The organism is Nocardia sp. NPDC004068 (assembly GCF_042874315.1).
Taxonomy (GTDB): Bacteria; Actinomycetota; Actinomycetes; order Mycobacteriales; family Mycobacteriaceae; genus Nocardia.
This window is the reverse complement of sequence record NZ_JBIAMW010000027.1, coordinates 13,383-34,906: the sequence shown is the minus strand read 5'-3', so window position 1 is coordinate 34,906 and position 21,524 is coordinate 13,383. Positions and strand designations below refer to the sequence as shown.

Here is a 21,524-nt window from a genome sequence, read left to right as displayed (position 1 = left end):
CGAATGGCCCTACCATGGGGAACCGATTCGGCGAAACCTACTGCAGCAGGCGATATTTCGCCGAGAATCGCCCGACACGACCGAAGGCCGGATTCGGCGATGAGCGATGACGAGGACGACATCACCGATGAGGAGATCGCCGCGCTGATGGCGTTCACCGAACTGGATGACATCCCGCGCGTTCCCCACACGCCCGCTCCGAGACTTTCGACGCGCGAGCCTGGGTGAACTCGATGTCCTCGCCCATAACCGGGAGCCGAATTGGGTTGCCACCGTTTGCGAATTGGCGAGCCGCGCGCATGACGACGAGGCCGCACGGCTGCTGGCGGCGTTAGCGAAATTGCCGCTGCTCCGGGAGGAACGGCTGTTCCATTGGGCGTCGACGAGGCTCAGATGGAAGGACTGCAGACATGATCCCGGGGAAGGGTGGCCTCAGATACCGTTGTGGGCGCAGAGGGTTTCGAACCCCCGACCGCTGGTGTGTAAAACCAGTGCTCTACCACTGAGCTATACGCCCGCACCCGCCCGCACCACAGCAGACGAGAGCACCCGCGCCCAACAACGCGGGGGGATTACGAATCTAACGCAGTCAGCGCTTTCTCCCAAGCCGCCTGGTCACGGGGCTCGCCGGGGCCGTTCATCTCGGCGAAGCGGATGATGCCGTCCTTGTCTACGACGAACGTGCCGCGGTTGGGGAAGCCGGTCTTGTCGTTGAAGACGCCGTAGGTCTGGGCGACCGCGCCGTGCGGCCAGAAGTCGGAGAGCAGGGGGAAGGTGTAGCCCTGTTCGGCCGCCCAGATCTTGTGGGTGGGCGGGGGGCCGACGGAGATGGCGAGGATCTCGGCGTTGTCGTTCTGGAACTTGGGCAGTTCGTCGCGGACCTTGCACAGCTCGCCCTGGCAGATGCCGGTGAACGCCAAGGGGTAGAACACGAGCAGGACGTTCTTGTGGCCGCGGTAGGCGGACAGGGTGACGTCCTGGTTGTTCTGGTCCTTCAGCGTGAAATCGGGCGCGGGCGAGCCCACTTCGAGCGGCATGCGCGCATTCTCCCTCCGGTCGGCGTGGCGACGTCCGCCGGCGGCATCGCGCGCGACGCCCCCGGCGGAGACAATGATCGAGGAGCGCGGGTCAGCGCTGCTTCGAGGGTGTCTTGGGCTGGGTCAGCTTGGTACCGGTCCAGGTACCGAGGCTGACGGGGGTCGTCGACGTGAGGCCGGCGGGGGTCGCCGATTCGGCGATCTCGCTCGGATCCACATGGCCGGGCTGACCGGTCTTGGGCGTGAGCACCCAGACGACGCCGTCCTCGGCGAGCGGGCCGATGGCGTCCATCAACTCGTCGACGAGATCACCGTCCCCGTCCCGCCACCACAGCAGGACGACGTCGACCACCTCGTCGGTGTCCTCGTCCAGCAGTTCCGAACCGATCAGTTCCTCGACACTCGCCCGCAGGTCGTCGTCGGTGTCCTCGTCCCAGCCCAGCTCCTGGACGGCCATATCGTGTTCGAGGCCAAGTTTCTGGGCGTAGTTCTGCGCGTCCGCCGCGGCGACCACGGTGGTGTCCTCCTCAACTCCCGACGGTCAGGTCATTGCAAGCGAACATGGTTATCCGCCGCAACGCAAGCCGATCCGGCCAATTGGCCCTCGAAATGTCGCGCCGACCCGGGCGGAAGTCAGCGCGCCGGACAGGCGTTGCGCACCGCGTTCAGGGCGTCGTTGACGCGTTTGCTGGCGTCGTTGAGCGGCCCCACCGGCGCGGTGTAGGTCATCTTCCGGGTCTCCGCGGCCAGCGCGCGGGCCGCGGCGACGTAGTCGGTGAACTTCTGCGCCAGATCCGACGGCAGCGCGTCGCCCGCGCCGCTGACCCGGCCCTCGACCGTCTTGGCCGCGTTCTCCAGCGTCTCCGCCGACGCGTCGCGCTTGGCGTCCTGATCGGGCGCGTTGTTGTCGTGCGCGTCGACGAACTCGTTGTACTTGGTGACCGCGACGCCGGTGGTGTCGCGGAAGGGAGTGCAGTTGTCGCTCACGGCTTTCGCCTCCGCGGCCGCCTTGCGTGAGGACGTGGCCGCCGCCGAGGAGGAGGCCATCTCGGTGCGATACGCGGCGGCGTCGGCCTGGTCCACGGTGGGAGTACCGTGGACGGCATTGGAACAGCCCGCGACCGTCAGTCCGATGCCGACCGCGACGGTCGCGCACACCAACCCGAACCCGCGTGGGTTCAGCAGCTTCATCATCTCCCCGCTTCTCGATGCCTCGACGATGTCCGATGGTGGCGCCCGCGGGAACGATCCGGATCGGGCTACCGCGCCGCCTAGCGAACGGTACTGGATTTCCGGCTGACATGATGACCGGGGACGCATCATCGACAAGGATGTGAGATGCGACCCAGCCAGTATTCGACGGACCGCCTCCGCCCACCAGCGTGGCTGTCCGGGGTTAGAGCCATCAGCTTGTCCACCCCATGTACGAGGAGCATTGATTTTGACAGACCTCATGCACCCGATGTCGTCGAGTTCCGCGCCCAACGGCGCTGCGGCCGAAGCACAGTCGGTTCCCAAGCCGACCGGCGCGCGCGTGCGGGTGATCCGTGAGGGTGTGGCGTCCTACCTACCGGACATCGATCCGGAGGAGACCGGCGAGTGGCTGGAATCCTTCGACGAGATGCTCGATCGCGAGGGCCCCGGCCGCGCGCGCTACCTGATGCTGCGCCTGCTCGAGCGCGCCGGGGAACGCCATGTCGCCATCCCCGCGCTGACCTCCACCGATTACGTCAACACCATTCCCACCGAGAACGAGCCATGGTTCCCCGGCGACGAGGAGGTCGAGCGCCGCTACCGCGCCTGGATCCGCTGGAACGCCGCGGTCATGGTGCATCGCGCGCAGCGGCCGGGAATCGGTGTGGGCGGCCACATCTCGACCTACGCGTCGTCGGCGGCGCTGTACGAGGTGGGGTTCAACCACTTCTTCCGCGGTAAGGACCACTCCGGCGGCGGCGACCAGATCTTCATCCAGGGCCACGCCTCCCCGGGCGTGTACGCGCGCGCCTACCTCGAGGGGCGGCTCAGCGAGGATCAGCTCGACGGTTTCCGCCAGGAGTACAGCCACGGCGGCCCGGGCCACGGCCTGTCGTCGTACCCGCATCCGCGCCTGATGCCCGACTTCTGGGAATTCCCCACGGTCTCCATGGGATTGGGCCCGATGAACGCGATCTACCAGGCCCGGTTCAACCACTACCTGCACGACCGCGGCATCACCGACACCTCCGATCAGCACGTGTGGGCGTTCCTCGGCGACGGCGAGATGGACGAGCCGGAGTCGCGCGGGCTCGCGCACGTCGCGGCGATGGAGGGCCTGGACAACCTGACCTTCGTCATCAACTGCAACCTGCAACGCCTCGACGGTCCGGTGCGCGGCAACGGCAAGATCATCCAGGAGCTGGAGTCGTTCTTCCGCGGCGCGGGTTGGAATGTCATCAAGGTGATCTGGGGCCGGGAGTGGGACGCGCTGCTGTCCGGCGACCGCGACGGCGCGCTGGTGAACCTGATGAACTCCACCCCCGACGGCGACTACCAGACCTACAAGGCCAATGACGGCGCCTACGTCCGCGAGCACTTCTTCGGCCGCGACCCGCGGACCAAGGAACTGGTGAAAAACCTCTCCGATCAACAGATCTGGAACCTCAAGCGCGGCGGCCACGACTACCGCAAGATCTACGCGGCCTACGCGGCGGCGCTCGCGCACAAGGGTCAGCCGACGGTCATCCTCGCCAAGACCATCAAGGGTTACGGCCTGGGCAAGCACTTCGAGGCCCGCAACGCCACGCACCAGATGAAGAAGATGACGCTGGACGACCTCAAGGCGTTCCGCGACGTGCAGCGCATTCCGATCACCGACGCGCAATTGGAGGCGGATCCCAAGCTGCCGCCGTACTATCACCCCGGCAAGGACGACCCGGCCATCCAGTACCTGATGGACCGCCGCCGCACCCTGGGCGGGTTCCTGCCCGAACGCCGGTCTGTGGCAAAGCCTCTGCAACTGCCCGGCGACGAGCCCTACCGCTCGATCCGCAGGGGGTCGGGCAAGCAGAACGTGGCCACCACGATGGCCTTCGTGCGGTTGATGAAGGAGTTGCTGCGCGACAAGGAGATCGGCAAGCGGATCGTGCCGATCATCCCGGACGAGGCCCGCACCTTCGGCATGGACTCGTGGTTCCCTTCGTTGAAGATCTACAACCGCAACGGCCAGTTGTACACGTCGGTCGACGCGGAATTGATGCTTGCCTACAAAGAGAGCACGGTCGGGCAGATCCTGCACGAGGGCATCAACGAGGCCGGATCGACCGCCTCGTTCACCGCGGCGGGCACCTCCTACGCCACCCACGGCGAGCCGATGATCCCGCTCTACATCTTCTACTCGATGTTCGGATTCCAGCGCACCGGCGACGGACTGTGGGCCGCGGCCGATCAGCTGGCGCGCGGTTTCGTGCTCGGAGCAACCGCCGGGCGAACCACACTGACCGGGGAAGGGTTGCAGCACAACGACGGTCATTCGCTGCTGCTGGCCTCCACGAATCCCGCTGTGGTGGCCTATGATCCGGCCTTCGCGTTCGAGATCGCCCACATCGTGCGCGACGGGCTGCGCCGGATGTACGGCGGCGGCAAGCCCGCGCCGGAGTCGACGGTGCTGCCGGGGACGAATCCGCACATGCCGAACGACAACTTCGGCGGGGAGAACGTCTTCTACTACATCACCCTGTACAACGAGCCCTACGCGCAACCGGCCGAGCCCGACGACGTCGACATCGCGGGTCTGCTCAAGGGGCTGTATCTCTACAAGCGCGGCGGCGAGGGTGACGTGCGCGCGCAGATCCTGGTCGCCGGGGTGACCGTGCCCGACGGCCTGCGGGCGCAGGAGCTGCTGGCCGCCGACTGGGGTGTGCGGGCCGATGTCTGGTCGGTGACCTCGTGGAGCGAACTGCGAAAAGAGGCCCTGGCCAAGGAGATCGACGCCCTGCACAATCCCGGCGCCGAGCCCGCCACTCCCTATGTGACGCAAGCGCTTTCGACCGCCCAGGGCCCGTTCGTGGCCGCCTCGGACTGGATGCGCGCGGTACCCGACCAGATCCGCAAGTGGATCCCCGGCGAGTACATCACCCTCGGCACCGACGGTTTCGGCTTCTCCGACACCCGCCCCGCCGCCCGCCGCGTCTTCAACGTCGACGCCGAATCCATCGTCGTCGCCGCCCTCGCGGGCCTCGCCCGAGCCGGAAAGATCGACCGCGCCAAGGTCACCGAAGCCGCCGACCGCTACCGCATCCACGACGTGAACGCGGCCCCGCAGTCCACCAGCACCGAGGAACAACTGGCGTGACCCCCTTGGGCGCCCGACCCTCGGCCGGGCCCGGCGTGACGAGTTCACCCGGGCCCGGGGCGTCCACCTCCCTCGGGCCCAGGGCGCCCATCCCCCCTGGCCTCAGCACGCCGACCTTCTCTGGCCCCGGCGCGCCAACTTCCCCCGGGCCCGGCACATCGATCTCTCCTGCCCTCGGCGCATCGATCTCTCCTGGCCCCGGCGCATCGACCTCTCCTGGCCCCGGCGCATCGACCTCCTCTGGCCCCGGCACGCTTTTCGCCGGGGCGGCGCGCCCATATCAAGGGGGTCTGCTGCGGCGCGGGGGCCGCAAGGGAATATTGCATGGTGGAACGTAAACCGCCGCGGCCTCGGCGGATCTCCGAGGGCTCCTCCGAACACGAGGTCTATCTGCCGACCGGGGCGCTGTCGCCCAATCGGCAGACCCGGGATCCGTTGCCGGACACGCTGCTCAAGCGGGTGCGGCAGTTGTCGGGCCGGTTGTCGACCGAGGCGATCGCCTCGATGGAGGACCGGCTGCCGTTCTTCGGCGATCTCGACGCCGCGCAGCGCGCGGGCGTGCAGATGCTGGTGCAGACCGCGGTGGTGAACTTCCTGGAGTGGCTCCAGGACCCGGAGAGCGATATCCGCTTCTCGCTGGACGCCTTTCAGGTGATCCCCCAGGATCTGGCCCGGCGGCTCACCCTGCGCCAGACCGTCGACATGGTCCGGGTGGCCATGGAGTTCTTCGAACAGTGGCTGCCCGCCCTGGCCCGCAACGACCGCCAGCTCGTCGCGCTCACCGAGGCGGTGCTGCGCTACGGCCGCGAACTCGGTTTCGCCGCCGCCTCGGTCTACGCCAGCGCCGCCGAATCCCGCGGCGCCTGGGACACCCGGCTCGAGGCCCTGGTCGTCGACGCCGTCGTGCGCGGCGACACCGGACCCGAAATGCTCTCGCGCGCGGCCACTTTGAACTGGGACGCCACCGCGCCCGCGACGGTCCTCGTCGGCACTCCGGTCAATGACCAAGTGGCCGCGGTCGGTTCGGTGCACACCATCGCCGCCCGGCACGGCAACGCCGCGCTGGCCGTGGTGCAGGGCTCGCGGCTGGTAATGGTGGTCAGCGGGCATCTCGGCGACACCGGTTATCCCTCACCGTTTCTCGCCGAACTGCTGAACGAGGTCTTCTCCGACGGGCCCGTCGTGATCGGCCCGACCACCCGCACCCTGGCCGCCGCGCACGTCAGCGCGGTCGAGGCCATGGCCGGAATGGAGGCCGTGGTGGGCTGGCGGGGCGCGCCACGCCCGGTGCACGCCTCGGAACTGCTGCCCGAACGGGTGATGCTCGGCGACCGTGCTGCGGTCGACGCTCTCAACGAGTATCTTGTGCTACCGTTGGCCGCCGCCGGGTCGGCTCTGTCGGACACTCTCGACGCCTACCTGGACTGCGGCGGAGCCGTCGAGACCTGTGCGCGGCAGCTGTACGTTCATCCAAATACGGTGCGCTACCGGTTGAAGCGAATCGCCGACATCACCGGCCGGGATCCGATGAATCCGCGGGACGCGTACGTGCTCCGGATCGCCGCCACAGTAGGTCGATTGACACGAACTCGTAACGAATCGCCTACATCCGCCCCAGAAGACGCCGGTGACACCTTCTTCGAGGATCGGCTGTAACGCGGAACCCGAATCGGTCGATCGGGACATCCCACGTGCCGTTTTGTGGGGTCCACACAAAAGCGGTCGACAAGCTTCATCCGCGTCGACATCTGTGGAATCGGCTCCCGGGGTGTTTTCTTGTAGACGTGATCGCGTTGTTCGCCCCTGGACAGGGCTCCCAGACCCCAGGCATGCTCGCGCCTTGGCTCGATCTCCCCGGCGCGCGCGACCGTCTCGACAAGTGGTCCCAGGCGTGTGGCCTGGATCTGCTTCGACTCGGGACCACTGCCACCGCAGAGGAGATCACCGACACGGCGGTCACCCAACCGCTCGTCGTCGCCGCGGCGCTGTTGGCGTTCGCGGAAATCCCGGCGCGGGCCGTTCCGGCCGATACCATCGTCGCCGGACATTCGGTGGGTGAGCTCGCCGCCGCGGCGGTCGCCGGAGTCATCTCCGCCGACGACGCCGTCCGGCTGGCCGGTATCCGCGGTGCGGAGATGGCCAAGGCGTGCGCGCTGGAACCCACCGGCATGTCCGCCGTGCTCGGCGGCGACGAGGCCGCCGTGCTCACCCGGCTCGCCGAACTCGAACTGATTCCGGCCAACCGCAACGCGGCCGGGCAGATCGTGGCGGCGGGACGGCTCGAAGCGCTGGCCGAACTCGCCGACAACCCGCCGGAGAAGGCGCGCATCCGCGCGCTGCCCGTGGCGGGCGCGTTCCACACCGCGTTCATGGCACCCGCCCAGGACGCGGTGACCGAGGCCATCTCCCGGATCACCCCGGGCGAGCCGACCCGGACCCTGCTGTCGAACTTCGACGGCAAGCCGGTCGCCTCGGGCCGCGACGCCATCGACAAGCTCGCCGCCCAGGTCACCCGCCCGGTGCGGTGGGACCTGTGCACCCGGACCGTCCGTGAGGCGCGGGTGTCCGCGGTGGCCGAACTGCCCCCGGCCGGAACGCTGGTCGGGATCGCCAAGCGGGAGCTGAAGGGCACCCCGAATCTCGCGGTGAAGGCCCCGGCCGACCTCGTCGCGTTGGCGGAGTTGTCGACTGTCTCGGCAACCGGATAGCTTTCGTCGCGGCCCGCAACGATGCGGCCACGACAGAGCCGGACGGAAACAAATGCCCGGCTCGCTCCGAAAAGAAGAAAAGACCCCCGAGAGCAACAAGAAGGGAGCCACGAAGTGGCCGCTCTGACCCAGGAACAGATCGTCGAGGAACTCGCGAAGATCATCGAGGAGGTGACGGGCATCGAGCCGTCCGAGGTGACTCTGGAGAAGTCCTTCGTCGATGACCTGGACATCGATTCGCTGTCGATGGTCGAGATCGCGGTGCAGACCGAGGACAAGTACGGAGTGAAGATTCCGGACGAGGACCTCGCGAGCCTGAAGACCGTCGGTGACGCGGTCGCCTACATCCAGAAGCTCGAGGCCGAGAACTCCGAGGCGGCCGCGGAGCTGAAGGCCAAGTTCGGCGCAGGCGAGTAAGGGCCGAACCGTGACCACTCCTTCCACCAAGAACGGGAACTTCCCCAACGTCGTCGTAACTAGCCTGGCGGCGACCACGTCGATCGCGGGCGATGTCGATGCGACGTGGAAGGGACTCCTCAACGGCGAGAGCGGTATCGACACGCTCGAGGATTCCTTCATCGAGGAATACGAACTGCCGGTTCGCATCGGCGGTCACCTCAAGGTCAACCCGGACACGTTGCTGAGCCGGGTCGAGATCCGTCGCATGGCCTATGTCGAGCGCCTGGCGACCGTGCTGGGTCGCGAGGTGTGGAAGAACGCCGGCAGCCCGGAGGTCGATCCGGAACGTCTCGGCGTCGCGATCGGCACCGGCCTCGGCGGCGGTGACGCGCTCGTCGATTCGGTCGACAAGCTGAAGACCGGCGGCTACCGCAAGATCTCGCCGCTGGCCGTTCAGATGGTCATGCCGAACGGCCCGTCCGCCGTTGTGGGCCTGGAGTTGCAGGCCCGGGCGGGAGTGGTCACTCCGGTGTCGGCGTGTTCGTCCGGCTCCGAGGCCATCGCCAACGCCTGGCGAATGATCGTGATGGGTGACGCCGACATGGTCGTCACCGGCGGCGTCGAGGGATACATCGACTCGGTGCCGATCGCGGCGTTCTCCATGATGCGGGCGATGAGCACCCGCAACGACGACCCGAAGGGCGCCTCGCGTCCCTTCGACAAGGACCGCGACGGCTTCGTCTTCGGCGAGGCCGGTGCGCTGCTGGTCGTGGAGACCGAGGAGCACGCCAAGGCGCGCGGCGCGACCATTCACGCGCGGCTGCTGGGTGCGGGCATCACCTCCGACGGTTTCCACCTCGTCGCCCCCGATCCCGAGGGCAGCGGCGCGGCGCGGGCCATGCAGCGCGCGATGCAGACCGCCGGTCTGTCGCCGAGCGATGTCAGCCACATCAACGCGCACGCGACCGCGACGCCGATCGGTGACACGGCCGAGGCCAACGCCATCCACAAGGCGGGCGTGCAGCACGCCTCGGTCTACGCGCCGAAGTCCGCCCTGGGCCACTCGATCGGCGCGGTCGGCGCCCTCGAGTCGGTGCTCACCGTGCTCAGCATCCGGGACGGCATCGTGCCGCCCACGCTGAACCTGGAGAACCAGGATCCGGAGATCGATCTCGACGTCGTGCGCGGCGAGGCCCGCCGCCAGGACATCGACTACGCGATCAACAACTCGTTCGGTTTCGGTGGGCACAATGTCGCGCTCGCCTTCGGCCGCTACTGATCCCCGGTAGCGATCGGACAACTGAAGCGGTCCCGGCGGGCGAAAACCCCGCCGGGACAACGACATTCGCTGCCGAGGAGACTCGCTATGACCATCATGGCCCCGGCTCACGCCGACGCCGTCGCCGATCCCCGCGATCCGCTGGGACGGTTGCAGCGTTTCTTCGATCCCGGCACGGTGTTGCCGCTGCATCCCCGCGACAAGTCCGGCGTGCTCGCCGCCATCGGCGAGGTGGACGGCGTGCGCACGGTCGCCTACTGCTCCGACGCCACCGTCATGGGCGGCGCGATGGGCGTGGACGGCTGCAAGCACATCGTCGACGCCATCGACACCGCGATCGATTCCGGGGTCCCGGTGGTCGGCATCTGGCATTCCGGCGGGGCCCGCCTCGCCGAGGGCGTGGAGTCGCTGCACGCGGTCGGCCTGGTCTTCGAGGCCATGGTCCGCGCGTCCGGGCTGGTCCCGCAGATCTCGGTGGTGGTCGGATTCGCCGCGGGCGGCGCGGCCTACGGTCCGGCGCTCACCGACATCGTCATCATGGCCCCCGAGGGCCGCATCTTCGTCACCGGGCCGGACGTGGTCCGCTCGGTCACCGGCGAGAACGTCGACATGGCCACGCTCGGCGGTCCGGTCACGCACGGCAAGAAGTCCGGCGTCAGCCACATCACCGCCCACGACGAGGCCGACGCGATGCATCGCGCGCGGCGGCTGGTGTCGATGTTCGCCGAACAGGGCGAATTCGATCCGGTGGCCGCCGAGCACGGCGACATCGATCTGCGGGCGCTGCTGCCGGAGTCGGCGCGGCGCGCCTACAACGTCAAGCCCATCGTGCACGCGCTGCTGGACAGCGTCCCCTCCCCCGACGGCACCGACGAATCCTCCTTCGAGGAGTTGCAGGGCGGGTACGCCCGCTCGATGGTGACCGGCATCGGCCGCCTCGCCGGGCGCACGGTCGGCGTGCTCGCCAACAACCCGCTGCATCTGGGCGGCTGCCTGGACTCCGAAAGTGCCGAGAAGGCAGCGCGTTTCGTGCGGTTGTGCAATTCCTTCGGCATCCCGCTGGTCGTCATCACCGACGTGCCCGGCTACCTGCCCGGCGTCGGCATGGAATGGGAGGGCGTGGTCCGCCGCGGCGCGAAGCTGCTGCACGCCTTCGCCGAGGCCCGCGTCCCGCGCGTCACCCTGGTGACCCGCAAGATCTACGGCGGCGCCTACATCGCCATGAACGCCCGCTCCCTCGGCGCGACCGCGGTCTTCGCCTGGCCCGGCTCCGAGGTCGCCGTCATGGGCGCCAAGGCCGCCGTCCAGATCCTGCACAAGAAGGCCCTCGCCGCCGCCCCCGAGGAGGACCGCGAGGCCCTGCTCGACCGCCTCACCACCGAACACGAGCAGATCGCCGGCGGGGTGAGCCGCGCCTTGTCGATCGGCGTGGTCGACGAGGTCATCGACCCGGCCAAGACCCGCTCGATCATCGCCGCCGCCCTGGCCTCGGCACCGGCGAAAGCCGCGCACACCAAGAACATCCCGCTCTGAGGCCCGTGCCCCGACCCGACACTGGGGCCGTGAAACGAAATCTCTTGCCTCACAAGGGAATTGGAGTAGGTGGGGTCAGCCGACATCTCGGCGCAACCAGGTGACCTCGGCCCCCTCGCCGCCGCAACGGTACGGCTCGAGATCGGCGTCCCACGCGGTGCCCAGCGCGTAATCGATGTCGGCGGAGATCTCCGCGGCCGTCGCGCGCCCCCGTTCCCGGGCCGCGCGCACGATCGCGCGAAGGCGCATCTCGCCCACCATCACGTCGCCGTTGGCGCTCGTTGCGCCGCACCACAATCCGAGGCCGGGGACGAAGCTGTAGCGTTCGCCGTCGACGCCGTCACTGGGATCCTCGGTCACCTCGAAGCGCAGCACCGGCCAGGCGCGCAGGGCGGTGGCGAGGCGCCCGCCGGTGCCCACGGGACCGAACCAGTCGGTGATCGCGCGCAATTGGCCCGGCGCGACGGGCTGGGAGGTCCAGCGCAGCTTGGCGGGGGCCTTCAGGGTCGAGGAGAGCGTCCATTCGATGTGCGGGCACAGCGCCGCGGGCGACGAGTGGATGTACACGACACCACCCGTCCCGTCCGCGAACTGATTCGATCCGCGCACCAGTACACCTCCAGCCTCGACGTCGGACGTCTTCCCCAACGGCCCGTCGAGCTGGCGTGGCCCGAGTTTACTGGAGTGCCCCGAGTTACGGGTGTTACTTTTCCCCCGTGTCGTGTGACGTCGAGATTTCGGCGATGATCCCCTCGCTGAGCGGCGGCCAGAGCGCCCGCGCCCAGTCCCCGAAATTCTCGTCGCTCAACGCCACGCACGCCACCCCGATCTCGGGATCGACCCACAGGAACGTGCCGGTCTGCCCGAAATGACCATAGGTGCGCGGCGAATTCGACGCCCCGGTCCAATGCGGAGTCTTGTGATCGCGGAGCTCGAAGCCCAGCCCCCAATCGTTGGGGCGCTGCGATCCGTAGCCCGGCAGTACTCCGTTGACACCCGGGAACTGGACCGAGGTCGCCTCGGCGAGCGTCTGCTCCGACACCAGCGTGGGCGCGAGCAGTTCCTCGGCGAAGCGCAGCAGATCGCTCAGCGAGGAGCGCGCGGCGTGCCCGGCCGACCCATGCAGCACCGAGGATTTCATGGCGAGCGGCTCGAACACGCCCTCGCGCAGATAGTCCTCGAACGCAATCCCGGTCTGCTCGGCCACGAATCGGGCCAGCACCTCGAATCCGGCGCTGGAGTAGATGCGCTTGGCGCCCGGCTCGGCCATGATCACCGTGGTGTCGAAGGCCAGTCCCGAGGTGTGCGCGAGCAGATGCCGCACGGTCGATCCCGGCGGCCCGGCGGGCTGGTCCAGTTCGATCGCGCCCTCCTCGACCGCGACCAGAACCCCGTACGCCACAAGCGGTTTCGTGACCGAGGCGAGGGCGAAGACCCGATCGGCGTCCCCCTCGCTCGCCGCGATCCCCCGCGTGGTCACCACACCCGCCGCAGCATGCCGGACCGGCCATTCCCGAATCTGCTCCAGTGCTCGCACGCACCGAAGCCTACGACCTCGCCGCGGGCGGCTAGCATCGACTCCGTCATGAGCGCACTGCCTGCCGTCCACGGCGATGTGGATTCCGGATTCGGCCCCGTCGCGGACGCGTTCCGGCGCAACTTCGCCCGGCGCGGGGAGATCGGGGCGGCCGTCGCGGTCTACCTCGGCGATCGTCCCGTGGTGGATCTGTGGGCGGGACACCGGGATCGGGGCCGCACCCTGCCGTGGGAGCGCGACACGATGGCGCCGGTGTTCTCCACGACGAAGGGGATGGCCGCGTTCGTCCTGGCCGAGGCCGTCTCGCGCGGGCTGCTGGATTACGACGCGCCCGTCGCGCGGTACTGGCCCGAATTCGCCGCGCACGGCAAGGAATCGATCACCGTGCGTCAACTGATCGATCATCAGGCCGGGTTGCCCGAACTCGATCGCGTGGTCCGGCTGCGCGATCTGGCCGATCTCGACGCCGTCGCGGCGATCCTCGCGGATCAGAAACCGTTGTGGCGCCCGGGAACCCGGCACGGCTACCACCCGATCACCGCGGGCCTCTACCAGGGCGAGCTGATCCGCCGGATCGATCCGCGCGGCCGCACGCTGGGCCGGATCTTCGCCGAACGCTTCGCCGACCCGCTCGGCGTCGACTTCTTCATCGGCCTACCCGCCGACGTGCCCATGGACCGCGTCGCCGAACTGTCCGCCACGACCGGCCTGGACCTGCTGCGCTACGAACGAGAAGTCCCGCTGCGCATCGCTTTTCAGCTCTACGCCAAGCGCGGCGCCACCTACCGCGCCTTGAACAGCCCCCGCCTCGGCGCCCCCGCCCGCGCCGCCCGCCGCGACTACCTCAGCGTCGAACACCCCGGCTCCGGCGGCGTAGGCACCGCCCGCGCCCTGGCCCGCGTCTACGCCGCGGCCGCCGCCCGAACCGGCGAACTCCCCATCGACAACGCGATCCTCGACCGCCTCGCCACCGCCGACACCCCCGGAGAAGTCCCACCCCGAGACCTCATCCTCCACACCCCCAGCCACTACCACCTCGGCTTCCGCAAACCCACCCCCACCTTCCCCTTCGGCTCCACCCCCCACGCCTACGGCACCACCGGCTTCGGCGGTTCCACAGCATTCGCCGACCCCACCACCGGCCTAGGCTTCGCCTACATCCCCACCCGCCTAGGCACAGCCGTCCTCGACGACCCCCGAGCCCGCACCCTCCACCACACCACAATCCACTGCACCAAACCCTGACCCCCCAGCGCTGCCAACCCAGCCCCACCCCTCCAAAGCGCTTCGCCACCAGGCGCTCAACCCCCAGGTACGGCAACCCAGCCGCACCCCTTATTTGGATCCGCACACCTTGCAGGGGGTGCGACGGCGAATAAGGGGTGCGGCTGGGGCTGCCGTACCTGGTGTAGGTGGGCGTCGGATCAGAGGTGTACGTCGTGAGGTCAGGCGCGGACGTCGTGCAGGTGGTGGACCAGGTCGTGGAGGAAATAGCGGGCCATGGAGTCCACGGTGAACAGGGAGCCGTTGCTGCGGCGGGCGGCTCGATCTCGGTCGGGCTCGGGGACGGATTCGAATGCGGCGGAGGTGGTTTCGGCGGCGGTCGTCAGTTGCTGGGCGACGGTGGACGGGGGCTGGGAGAGGTAGTGGCCGACCTCGGCGGTGTGGTCCTGGTCCCAGTTCTCGAATACCGGTAGGCCGTCGGCGAAGCCGACCGTGCCGGTGAAGCCCGCGATGCCCGGGTCGAGGCCGGGGCCGCCGAGGGCGATGTCGAGGCGATGCGCGAAGATGCGGCACACATCGCGCACGTGTGCGGCGTATTCCAGCGGCGCCCACGTCGAATCGTTCGGGCGCACAGCGACATTCGGCCGCTCGAGCATCACCGCGAAGCGGCTCGCGGCGTCCCGTACCAGACCCGGCACCGCCTCGTAGGGCGTCGCGGGACCGTCGAATCCGCACTCGGGGCAGCGGCGTTCCAGGACCCAGGTCCAGTCCTTGTCTTCGGGCACGATCGGCATGGACTCAACCTAGACTGGCGGAAACTCTACCGCCACAAAGAAACCGCCAAACCTCCGCGAGATGCGGTCATTCCATCAGACGCCGTGCCCGCTCGAACAACTCCAGGGTGATGGCGTGCAGGAAGTCCCCCACCTGCTTGGGCGCCTTCCCCGCGAACGCCCGCGCGTGCGTCCCCTCGAGCACGATGCCGAGCTTGAAACAGGCCAGCACGGTGTACCAGGTGACGGCGCTCAGATCGCGATCGGAGAACAACCCGTAGTGCGCCACCATCTCCTCGGCGGTCGGCAGGCCACCGGCCGCCCCGAGCTTGCCGACCAGCGCCGCGCCCGTCGTCCCCGGCTCGGGCCGGGTCGCGATCTGCCAGCCCAGATCCAACAGCGGATCGCCGATGGTCGACATCTCCCAGTCGACCATGGCCGCGACCTCGGGCCCGTCGTAGGTGAACATGATGTTGGCCAGATGACAGTCCCCGTGCAGGATGCCGGGGCGCCACTGCGCGGGCCGATTCCGGTCGAGCCACTCCCCGACCCGCTCGACGCCCGGAATCTCCGGCCCGGGATAGCCCTCGTTGGAACCGTAGGACTCGAGCTCACCCAGCCAGCGCGGCACCTGCCGTTCCAGGAAACCCGCAGGCTTCCCGTAGTCGGCCAGTCCCAGCGCCTGGTAGTCGAGCATGCCCAGCCGCGCGATGGCCTCCACCGCCGACAGTCCCATCTGCCGCCGCACCTCGGCATCCCCGGCGTGCAGGGCGGGCAGTTCGGTCTGCGGATTGAAGCCGTGGATGGGCTCCATCAGGTAGAACACAGCGCCGAGCACCGACTCGTCCGGACATGCCGCGATCACCCGCGGCGCGCGCACGCCGGTCCCGTCCAGCGCACCGAGCAGCCGGGACTCGCGCCGGATCACCTCATTGCTCTTGGGCCGCAAGTGTTTCGGCCCGCGCCGCAGCACATACTCCCGCCCGCCGCGCGCGAACCGCACCATGATGTTCTGGGTGCCGCCGCCGAGCGAGGTCGCGTCCTCGATCTCCCCGCCCGGCAGCCCCTGCTCGTCCATCCACTTCCCGACGACCGCGAAATCGACCACGTCCCGCGCCACTGCGGCCGGTTGCACCTCAGACATGTCCCACATTGTGCACCACGATCGGCGAGAAACTGCGGGCACCTGCCATCAAAGCGCGGCGCACCCCGCTTGCCCGCACCGATTACCGTGTCGGGCATGCGCACGTTGCTGGTGGACAATTACGACTCGTTCACCTACAACCTGTTCCATCTGCTCGGCGAGGTCGAGGGCTGCGAACCGGTGGTGGTGCGCAACGACGAGGTGGCCGATCTCAGCGAATTGGATCTCGACCGGTTCGACAACGTGGTGATCTCCCCCGGCCCCGGCCGCCCCGATGTTCCCCGCGATTTCGGCATCTCCCGCGCGCTGATCGAACACGGCGACCTCCCGCTGCTCGGGGTCTGCCTGGGCCATCAGGGCATCGTGCTGGGCGCGGGCGGATCGGTGGTGCCCGCGCCGCTGCCCCGGCACGGCTATCCGGACCGCATCCGGCACGACGGGCGCGATCTGTTCGCCGGTGTCCCAATGGAATTCGAGGCGGTGCGCTATCACTCGCTGTGCGCGGGGCTGCCACTACCGGAGACGCTGGAGATCACCGCCACCGCCCCCGACGGGGTGATCATGGGCGTCCGGCACAGACATCGGCCGCAGTGGGGCGTGCAGTTCCATCCCGAATCCGTGGCGAGCGAGCACGGCCGAGCGATACTCGCCAATTTCGCCCGGCTGACCCGGGAAACACCGCCCCGCCGTGCGGCACCGACGCCAGCGGAGGAGAGGACGATCCGGGTTCGGCGACCCGACATTGCGCCCGCCCCCGCGGGCTCCCCGAGCGCGAGGACCGCATCCACCCGCGAGCGAGGCCGCCGCCCCACCGAGACCCGCGAGCGGGACCCCCGTGACACCAAGACCCGCGAGCAAGACCACCACAACACCGAGACCGGCGAGCGAGACCGCCACAACAGCGAGACCCGCGAGCGAGACCACCACAACACCGAGACCCCCGAGCAAGACCACCACAACACCGAGACCCCCGAGCAAGACCACCACAACACCGAGATCCGCGAGCGAGACCGCCGCAACACCACCGGGACCGGCGAGCAGGACTGCCGCAACACCGAGACCCACCCGCTCTCCGACCCCCCACGCCCCACCCCCCTCGAATACCGCGTACTCCACGAAACCATCGACCACCCCACCGACACCGAAGCCCTCTTCCTCGCCCGCTACGCCGACACCGAAACAGCCTTCTGGCTCGACAGCGCCCACCTGGAAACCGGCATGGACCGCTTCTCGTACCTCGGCGACGCGTCCGGCCCGCTGTCGGAAGTGGTCCACTACCGAGTAGGCGACGGTTTCGTCCGGGTCGACTCCGGATCGGGCTCCCGAACCGTACCCGGCACCGTACTGGACTACCTGTCCACCGAACTCGCCCGCCGCCGCATCGAATTCCCGGACGTCCCTTTCGATTTCGCCGGAGGCTACGTCGGCTACCTCGGCTACGAGGTGAAGGCCGACTGCGGCGCGACCGCCCGCCACCGCTCCCCCACCCCGGACGCGCAGTGGATCTTCGCCGACCGCCTGGTGGTGGTCGATCACCACACCGCCCGCACCCACCTCCTCGCCCTCACCGACGCCGATTCCCTTGCGACAGCACGGAATTGGCTCACCGAGACCCGCGCCGCGATAACGGCCATGCCGAGCCCCGCCGATCGGCTACCCGATCAGCCCCCACCACCGTTCCCGCCCCGCCAACCCAATCGAGGCCGTCGCCGCTACCTCGCCGACATCGCCGCCATCGGCGACCATCTCCGCGCGGGCCAGACCTACGAGGTCAACCTCACCGACAACACCGACACCGACGCCGACTGCCCCGGCCTCGACGTCCACCGCGTCCTGCGCCGCCGCAACCCCGCCCCCTACGCCGCGTTCCTGCGCTTCGGCGAACTCGAGATCGCCTGCTCCTCCCCCGAACGATTCCTCAGGATCGACCGCGCCCGCACGGTGGAGAGCCGCCCGATCAAGGGCACCGCCGCCCGGCACCCCGACCCCCGCGCCGACGAAATCGCCCGTCGCGCATTGGAATCGGATCCCAAGACCCGCGCCGAGAACCTCATGATCGTCGACCTGCTGCGCAACGATCTGGGCCGGGTGTGCGAACCGGGCAGCGTGCACGTCCCCAGCCTGATGACCGCCGAGACCTACGCGACCATGCATCAGCTCGTGACCACCGTCCGCGGCGCCCTGCGCCCGGAGATCGACGCGGTCGGCTGCCTGCGGGCCTGCTTCCCCGGCGGTTCCATGACCGGCGCCCCGAAACTGCGCACGCTGGAGCTCCTCGACGAATTGGAGACCGAGGCGCGCGGCATCTATTCGGGCACCCTCGGCTACCTCGGCCTCGGCGGCACCGCCGATCTGAACATCGTCATCCGCACCGCCGTGCGCCACGAGGGCCGCTGGCGGGTCGGCGCGGGCGGGGCGATCGTCCTCGATTCCGATCCCGAACAGGAATACCGCGAAATGGTCCTCAAGGCCGCCGCCGCGCTCGACGCGGTGACCGCCGTGGCCCATGTCCGGACCACCGCCTGACCTCGGGCGAATAAACAGCAATCGGTGTGTCGCCTCGCGACACGCCGCATTCCGGGCAATCCGGGCGCATTCTGGGGAGCACGTGTTCACGGACCGCGGAGGCGAGACATGAACTGTCGGGCGCTGCTGACCGGATTGCTGACGGGCGCGATCATCGTCGCGGCGGGACCCGCGACCGCCGCCCCCGACCTGCCCGATCCCGCCGATGTGCCACCACGCACGGCCATCGCGGTCCGCTCGGCGCTCCCCTGGATGCGTTGGGACACGGCCAACGACCACGAGCCGCACAGCGCGCTGTCGATGGTCAAGCTCTATCTGGTGGATTACGCACTGCGCCACGGCGACGGCTCCTCTGAGGATCTTCGCTTGGGAGAGCAAATGATTCGCAAATCAGATGACGCCGCCGCCTCGCAACTCGACGCGAAATACCCCACGGCCATCGACGCGGTGGCCGCCGAGTATCACCTCACCGCCACCCGCCGCAACGGATCGTGGGAATCCTCGCTGACCAGCACCGCCGACCTCGCCGACTTCCTCGACACCAAACTGCGCACCGATCCGGACTCCCGGCTGCTGACCTGGATGGCCGAGGCCGATCCGGTCGCCGCCGACGGCACCGTACAGGACTGGGGCACAGCGAAACTCCCGGGCGTGCTCGGAACCAAGTGGGGCTGGTCGGATTTCGGCCCGCCCGAGGTCGCCTCGGCCTCCTACGGCAGCGGCTTCACCATCGCCGCGCACACCTACGGCACCGGCGAGGAACAGACCGCCGATGTCCTCGGCGTCCTGCGCCAAGTCGTACTCAGCGCCCTCGGCGCGCACTGACACATCGAACGAAACTTCCGCCCAGCACGTTTCGAAACCGGACGAAGGTCAACCCCCGGAAAGACGAGCCGATCGAGGATCCGATACGACAGGCACTCGCGACGAGGCGAGTGTCGGACGACGAGCCGCACGACGAAGTGCCCCCGCCGCCCCGAACCAACCGGTCGTATCGCGCCACGCGAGGACCTTGGCACCCATCGCATCGTCAGATGCGAGCACCCTTGCCCCGGTTGCACGCACGGCACAGGATCTGCAGGTTCGCCGCGCTGGTCGCACCGCCGCGACTGAGCGGGATGACGTGGTCGAACTCCAGATAGTGGGTCGCCCCGCATTCCACACAGCGCCCGCCGTCGCGCTGCCATACCTGGGCCTTGAGTTCGGGTGGGATGGAACGACGGTCGCGGCGACCGGGTGCGAGGGTGAGCCGCTTGGCCACGCGCAGCGCGCCTTCCAGGACGGCCGCGACCAGATCCGGGTCCTCGACCCGGAATGTCGCCCCGCCGCGGGCGGAGGTAGCGGCCACCACGACCGTGTCGTCGGCGACGACCACCGAAACCACGCGCGCCCAGGGCATTTCGATGCCCGCCTCCGGTCCGACGAAGCGCAGCTTGCGGGCCGAGCAGATCAGTCTGCCGTCGGTCGCGCGCGGTCCCCGGGCGAGTTGCCGCACGCGCGTCGCCGGAATGTCCAGGTGGACCGCGTCTTCCGGGTCCAGGTGCAGCCCCGGCGCGCGCACGGTCGGCAACTCGCCCGCGCGCAACCGCGTGAGTGTGCGCCCGCGACGAAGCCTGCGGCGCAACTCGTCCACCTGCGGACCGGTCAGCGCCAGCGCGGCCACCGTGCGGTCGAAGTCGTCGACCTCGTCCGCGCCGACCTCGCCGTCGGCGACCGCGAACGCGGCCAGCCGCTCGGCGTAGGCCAGCCCCGGCCCGCGCAGTGCCGCGCGCCCGCGCTCGGCGTCGATGTGCCGGTAGCGCAAGGCTGTCCACAACTCGTCCCACGCCCGGCCGCGGGGACCGTCGGCGGTGAGCACCCGCCACGCCCGCGCCCGCCAGCCCTCGAGGTAGCGCTCGATCTCGGCCTCGCAGGCGCGGCAGGGGGTGGGCGTGCCGCGCAGTCGCCAGCGCCGCGGGCGGCCGCAGCGCGCGCAGATCCGGGGGTCGACGGGGACGCGCTCGCGGGTGGTCTCGGTCCACCGCGTGCCATCCCACCAGCGCGACATCGTGGCGTCGCGCGGATCGTCGTGCCAGTCCGGTCGGGGGTCACCGGGCGGCGCGGGCGTGTCGTCCACGCGCGCCGCGACCCGCGCGCGGATCGTCGACACCTCGCGAACCCCGAAGGCCGCCAACAGGTCCGCGAGCCCGTCGAATCCGGAGTGCTCGGGCCGGAACCACCAGCGCCCGTCACTCCGGAACAGGCTCGCCAGCACCATGGTCCGCGCCCCGGGCACGGCCGCCACATCGCAGCGGGCGACCGGCCCCTCGGCGTCGAACACGGTCACCTCCGGTCGCCCGAGATCGGCCAGCGCGCCGTCGGTGACCGAACCCGCGACGAGCACGCGCGTCACCTCGGATTCGGTGCGCGGCAACGACACCGACAATCGCGCGGTGCGCGGCTCGGGCCGCTGATCCAGCGTCACCGCCTGCGAGGGATGCCGCGGCGCGTTGAAGAACACCGCGTCCGCGCGCGAGCGCACCCGGCCGTCGGCCGCCAGCAACAGCGCGTGCGCGTCCAGCGCGTGCGCCGAGCGCCACGAAACCAGCACGCTCAGCAGCGAAGTCGGGAGCGGCGTCGCGCCGTCGTCGTCGAGGGATGCCATCGCGACCGAACTATGCCAGGCGGGTCCGACAGCCTTGCCGACCTGGGCCGATGCCGCCGAACCCCCAGTTGTCGGAACCCCTATGACCCCCTATTGGAATATGCCGGAAGGATTCCTCCGAAAAGTTCCCTCACCTTGCCGTTTCGGATCACGAACGGGATAACGACGCCGCCTCGAACGAAAATTCACCGCACTTCCCCTGGTAATCTCCCGGTTCGGCAGCGACGCCAATACCTTTTCTTCGCAACAGAATTCGAGCGAATCGGTAATCCGTCGAGAGAGCAGGGGTCCATGCACGCACGTTTCGAATCGACCGGGACGGTCCGGCCGGGCACGCCCGGCGGGGCCGCCGCGCGGTTCGCGGCGCCCGCGACGCGGGGTCCGGCGAAT

At 69.1% G+C, this 21,524-nt stretch carries 18 protein-coding genes and 1 tRNA gene; 10 read left to right on the top strand and 9 right to left on the bottom strand.

All coding sequences use genetic code 11. The features are described from left to right. The first annotated feature begins 99 nt into the window (after positions 1–99). Positions 100–228: a hypothetical protein gene (locus ACFYTQ_RS36975; protein ID WP_387370987.1), complete on the top strand. Its 129-nt coding sequence runs from the start codon at positions 100–102 to the stop codon at positions 226–228. 217 nt (positions 229–445) lie between these two features. On the opposite strand, the gene ACFYTQ_RS36970 is transcribed toward ACFYTQ_RS36975, so the two are convergent. The 4 genes from ACFYTQ_RS36970 to ACFYTQ_RS36955 form a co-directional block, all read right to left on the bottom strand. Next, positions 446–517 (bottom strand) — tRNA-Val (locus tag ACFYTQ_RS36970). Positions 518–572: 55 nt separating this feature from the next. After that, positions 573–1,037, bottom strand: coding sequence for a peroxiredoxin (locus ACFYTQ_RS36965; protein WP_387370985.1), 465 nt, complete (start codon positions 1,035–1,037; stop codon positions 573–575). A gap of 91 nt (positions 1,038–1,128) precedes the next feature. Next, entirely contained in the window at positions 1,129–1,551 is a 423-nt protein-coding gene (locus ACFYTQ_RS36960) for a DUF3052 domain-containing protein (protein ID WP_387370983.1), read from the bottom strand. 119 nt (positions 1,552–1,670) lie between these two features. Next, positions 1,671–2,231, bottom strand: coding sequence for a hypothetical protein (locus ACFYTQ_RS36955; protein WP_387370981.1), 561 nt, complete (start codon positions 2,229–2,231; stop codon positions 1,671–1,673). A 259-nt stretch (positions 2,232–2,490) separates the two neighbouring features. Between ACFYTQ_RS36955 and aceE the strand changes: the two genes are divergently transcribed. From aceE to ACFYTQ_RS36925, 6 genes are all read left to right on the top strand, one after another. Continuing rightward, on the top strand, positions 2,491–5,367 hold the full coding sequence (aceE, locus tag ACFYTQ_RS36950) for a pyruvate dehydrogenase (acetyl-transferring), homodimeric type (protein WP_387371016.1): 2,877 nt from the start codon (positions 2,491–2,493) through the stop codon (positions 5,365–5,367). A gap of 324 nt (positions 5,368–5,691) precedes the next feature. Beyond that, positions 5,692–7,023, top strand: a complete 1,332-nt coding sequence (locus ACFYTQ_RS36945; RefSeq protein ID WP_387370979.1) for a PucR family transcriptional regulator — start codon at positions 5,692–5,694, stop codon at positions 7,021–7,023. Positions 7,024–7,151: 128 nt separating this feature from the next. Next, the gene (locus tag ACFYTQ_RS36940; RefSeq protein ID WP_387370977.1) at positions 7,152–8,075 is read left to right on the top strand and encodes an ACP S-malonyltransferase; all 924 of its coding nucleotides are present in this window, start codon (positions 7,152–7,154) and stop codon (positions 8,073–8,075) included. 114 nt (positions 8,076–8,189) lie between these two features. After that, complete coding sequence (gene acpM / locus ACFYTQ_RS36935; protein WP_062505319.1) at positions 8,190–8,492, top strand: meromycolate extension acyl carrier protein AcpM; 303 nt, start codon at positions 8,190–8,192, stop codon at positions 8,490–8,492. Positions 8,493–8,502: 10 nt separating this feature from the next. Beyond that, positions 8,503–9,753, top strand: a complete 1,251-nt coding sequence (locus tag ACFYTQ_RS36930) for a KasA/KasB family beta-ketoacyl-ACP synthase (protein WP_387370975.1) — start codon at positions 8,503–8,505, stop codon at positions 9,751–9,753. Positions 9,754–9,840: 87 nt separating this feature from the next. After that, positions 9,841–11,286: an acyl-CoA carboxylase subunit beta gene (locus ACFYTQ_RS36925; protein ID WP_387370973.1), complete on the top strand. Its 1,446-nt coding sequence runs from the start codon at positions 9,841–9,843 to the stop codon at positions 11,284–11,286. A 75-nt stretch (positions 11,287–11,361) separates the two neighbouring features. Here ACFYTQ_RS36925 and ACFYTQ_RS36920 read toward each other — a convergent pair whose 3' ends face one another. Continuing rightward, positions 11,362–11,895: a DUF3145 domain-containing protein gene (locus tag ACFYTQ_RS36920; protein ID WP_387370971.1), complete on the bottom strand. Its 534-nt coding sequence runs from the start codon at positions 11,893–11,895 to the stop codon at positions 11,362–11,364. Positions 11,896–11,989: 94 nt separating this feature from the next. Continuing rightward, positions 11,990–12,823 carry a serine hydrolase domain-containing protein gene (locus ACFYTQ_RS36915; protein ID WP_387370969.1) on the bottom strand — a complete coding sequence of 278 codons (834 nt, stop codon included), beginning with the start codon at positions 12,821–12,823 and terminating at the stop codon, positions 11,990–11,992. A 48-nt stretch (positions 12,824–12,871) separates the two neighbouring features. Between ACFYTQ_RS36915 and ACFYTQ_RS36910 the strand changes: the two genes are divergently transcribed. Then, positions 12,872–14,068: a serine hydrolase domain-containing protein gene (locus tag ACFYTQ_RS36910; protein ID WP_387370967.1), complete on the top strand. Its 1,197-nt coding sequence runs from the start codon at positions 12,872–12,874 to the stop codon at positions 14,066–14,068. 200 nt (positions 14,069–14,268) lie between these two features. Here ACFYTQ_RS36910 and ACFYTQ_RS36905 read toward each other — a convergent pair whose 3' ends face one another. Next, positions 14,269–14,841, bottom strand: coding sequence for a DinB family protein (locus tag ACFYTQ_RS36905; RefSeq protein WP_387370965.1), 573 nt, complete (start codon positions 14,839–14,841; stop codon positions 14,269–14,271). Positions 14,842–14,908: 67 nt separating this feature from the next. Continuing rightward, positions 14,909–15,964: a phosphotransferase family protein gene (locus tag ACFYTQ_RS36900; RefSeq protein WP_387370963.1), complete on the bottom strand. Its 1,056-nt coding sequence runs from the start codon at positions 15,962–15,964 to the stop codon at positions 14,909–14,911. A 96-nt stretch (positions 15,965–16,060) separates the two neighbouring features. Here ACFYTQ_RS36900 and pabB point away from each other — a divergent pair, with 96 nt between their 5' ends. Next, positions 16,061–18,490 carry an aminodeoxychorismate synthase component I gene (pabB, locus tag ACFYTQ_RS36895; protein WP_387370961.1) on the top strand — a complete coding sequence of 810 codons (2,430 nt, stop codon included), beginning with the start codon at positions 16,061–16,063 and terminating at the stop codon, positions 18,488–18,490. Between the two features lie 108 nt (positions 18,491–18,598). Continuing rightward, entirely contained in the window at positions 18,599–19,315 is a 717-nt protein-coding gene (locus ACFYTQ_RS36890; protein ID WP_387370959.1) for a hypothetical protein, read from the top strand. A 205-nt stretch (positions 19,316–19,520) separates the two neighbouring features. Here ACFYTQ_RS36890 and ACFYTQ_RS36885 read toward each other — a convergent pair whose 3' ends face one another. After that, positions 19,521–21,134, bottom strand: a complete 1,614-nt coding sequence (locus ACFYTQ_RS36885; protein WP_387370957.1) for a TerD family protein — start codon at positions 21,132–21,134, stop codon at positions 19,521–19,523. Positions 21,135–21,524 lie beyond the last annotated feature (390 nt).

Excerpts from the sequence above, each read along its gene's own strand:
- ACFYTQ_RS36975 (WP_387370987.1), top strand. The coding sequence starts at position 100 with ATGAGCGATGACGAGGACGACATCACCGATGAGGAGATCGCCGCGCTG.
- ACFYTQ_RS36965 (WP_387370985.1), bottom strand. The coding sequence starts at position 1,037 with ATGCCGCTCGAAGTGGGCTCGCCCGCGCCCGATTTCACGCTGAAGGAC.
- ACFYTQ_RS36955 (WP_387370981.1), bottom strand. The coding sequence starts at position 2,231 with ATGATGAAGCTGCTGAACCCACGCGGGTTCGGGTTGGTGTGCGCGACC.
- aceE (WP_387371016.1), top strand. The coding sequence starts at position 2,491 with ATGCACCCGATGTCGTCGAGTTCCGCGCCCAACGGCGCTGCGGCCGAA.
- ACFYTQ_RS36945 (WP_387370979.1), top strand. The coding sequence starts at position 5,692 with ATGGTGGAACGTAAACCGCCGCGGCCTCGGCGGATCTCCGAGGGCTCC.
- ACFYTQ_RS36925 (WP_387370973.1), top strand. The coding sequence starts at position 9,841 with ATGACCATCATGGCCCCGGCTCACGCCGACGCCGTCGCCGATCCCCGC.
- ACFYTQ_RS36910 (WP_387370967.1), top strand. The coding sequence starts at position 12,872 with ATGAGCGCACTGCCTGCCGTCCACGGCGATGTGGATTCCGGATTCGGC.
- ACFYTQ_RS36905 (WP_387370965.1), bottom strand. The coding sequence starts at position 14,841 with ATGCCGATCGTGCCCGAAGACAAGGACTGGACCTGGGTCCTGGAACGC.
- ACFYTQ_RS36900 (WP_387370963.1), bottom strand. The coding sequence starts at position 15,964 with ATGTCTGAGGTGCAACCGGCCGCAGTGGCGCGGGACGTGGTCGATTTC.
- pabB (WP_387370961.1), top strand. The coding sequence starts at position 16,061 with ATGCGCACGTTGCTGGTGGACAATTACGACTCGTTCACCTACAACCTG.
- ACFYTQ_RS36890 (WP_387370959.1), top strand. The coding sequence starts at position 18,599 with ATGAACTGTCGGGCGCTGCTGACCGGATTGCTGACGGGCGCGATCATC.
- ACFYTQ_RS36885 (WP_387370957.1), bottom strand. The coding sequence starts at position 21,134 with ATGGCATCCCTCGACGACGACGGCGCGACGCCGCTCCCGACTTCGCTG.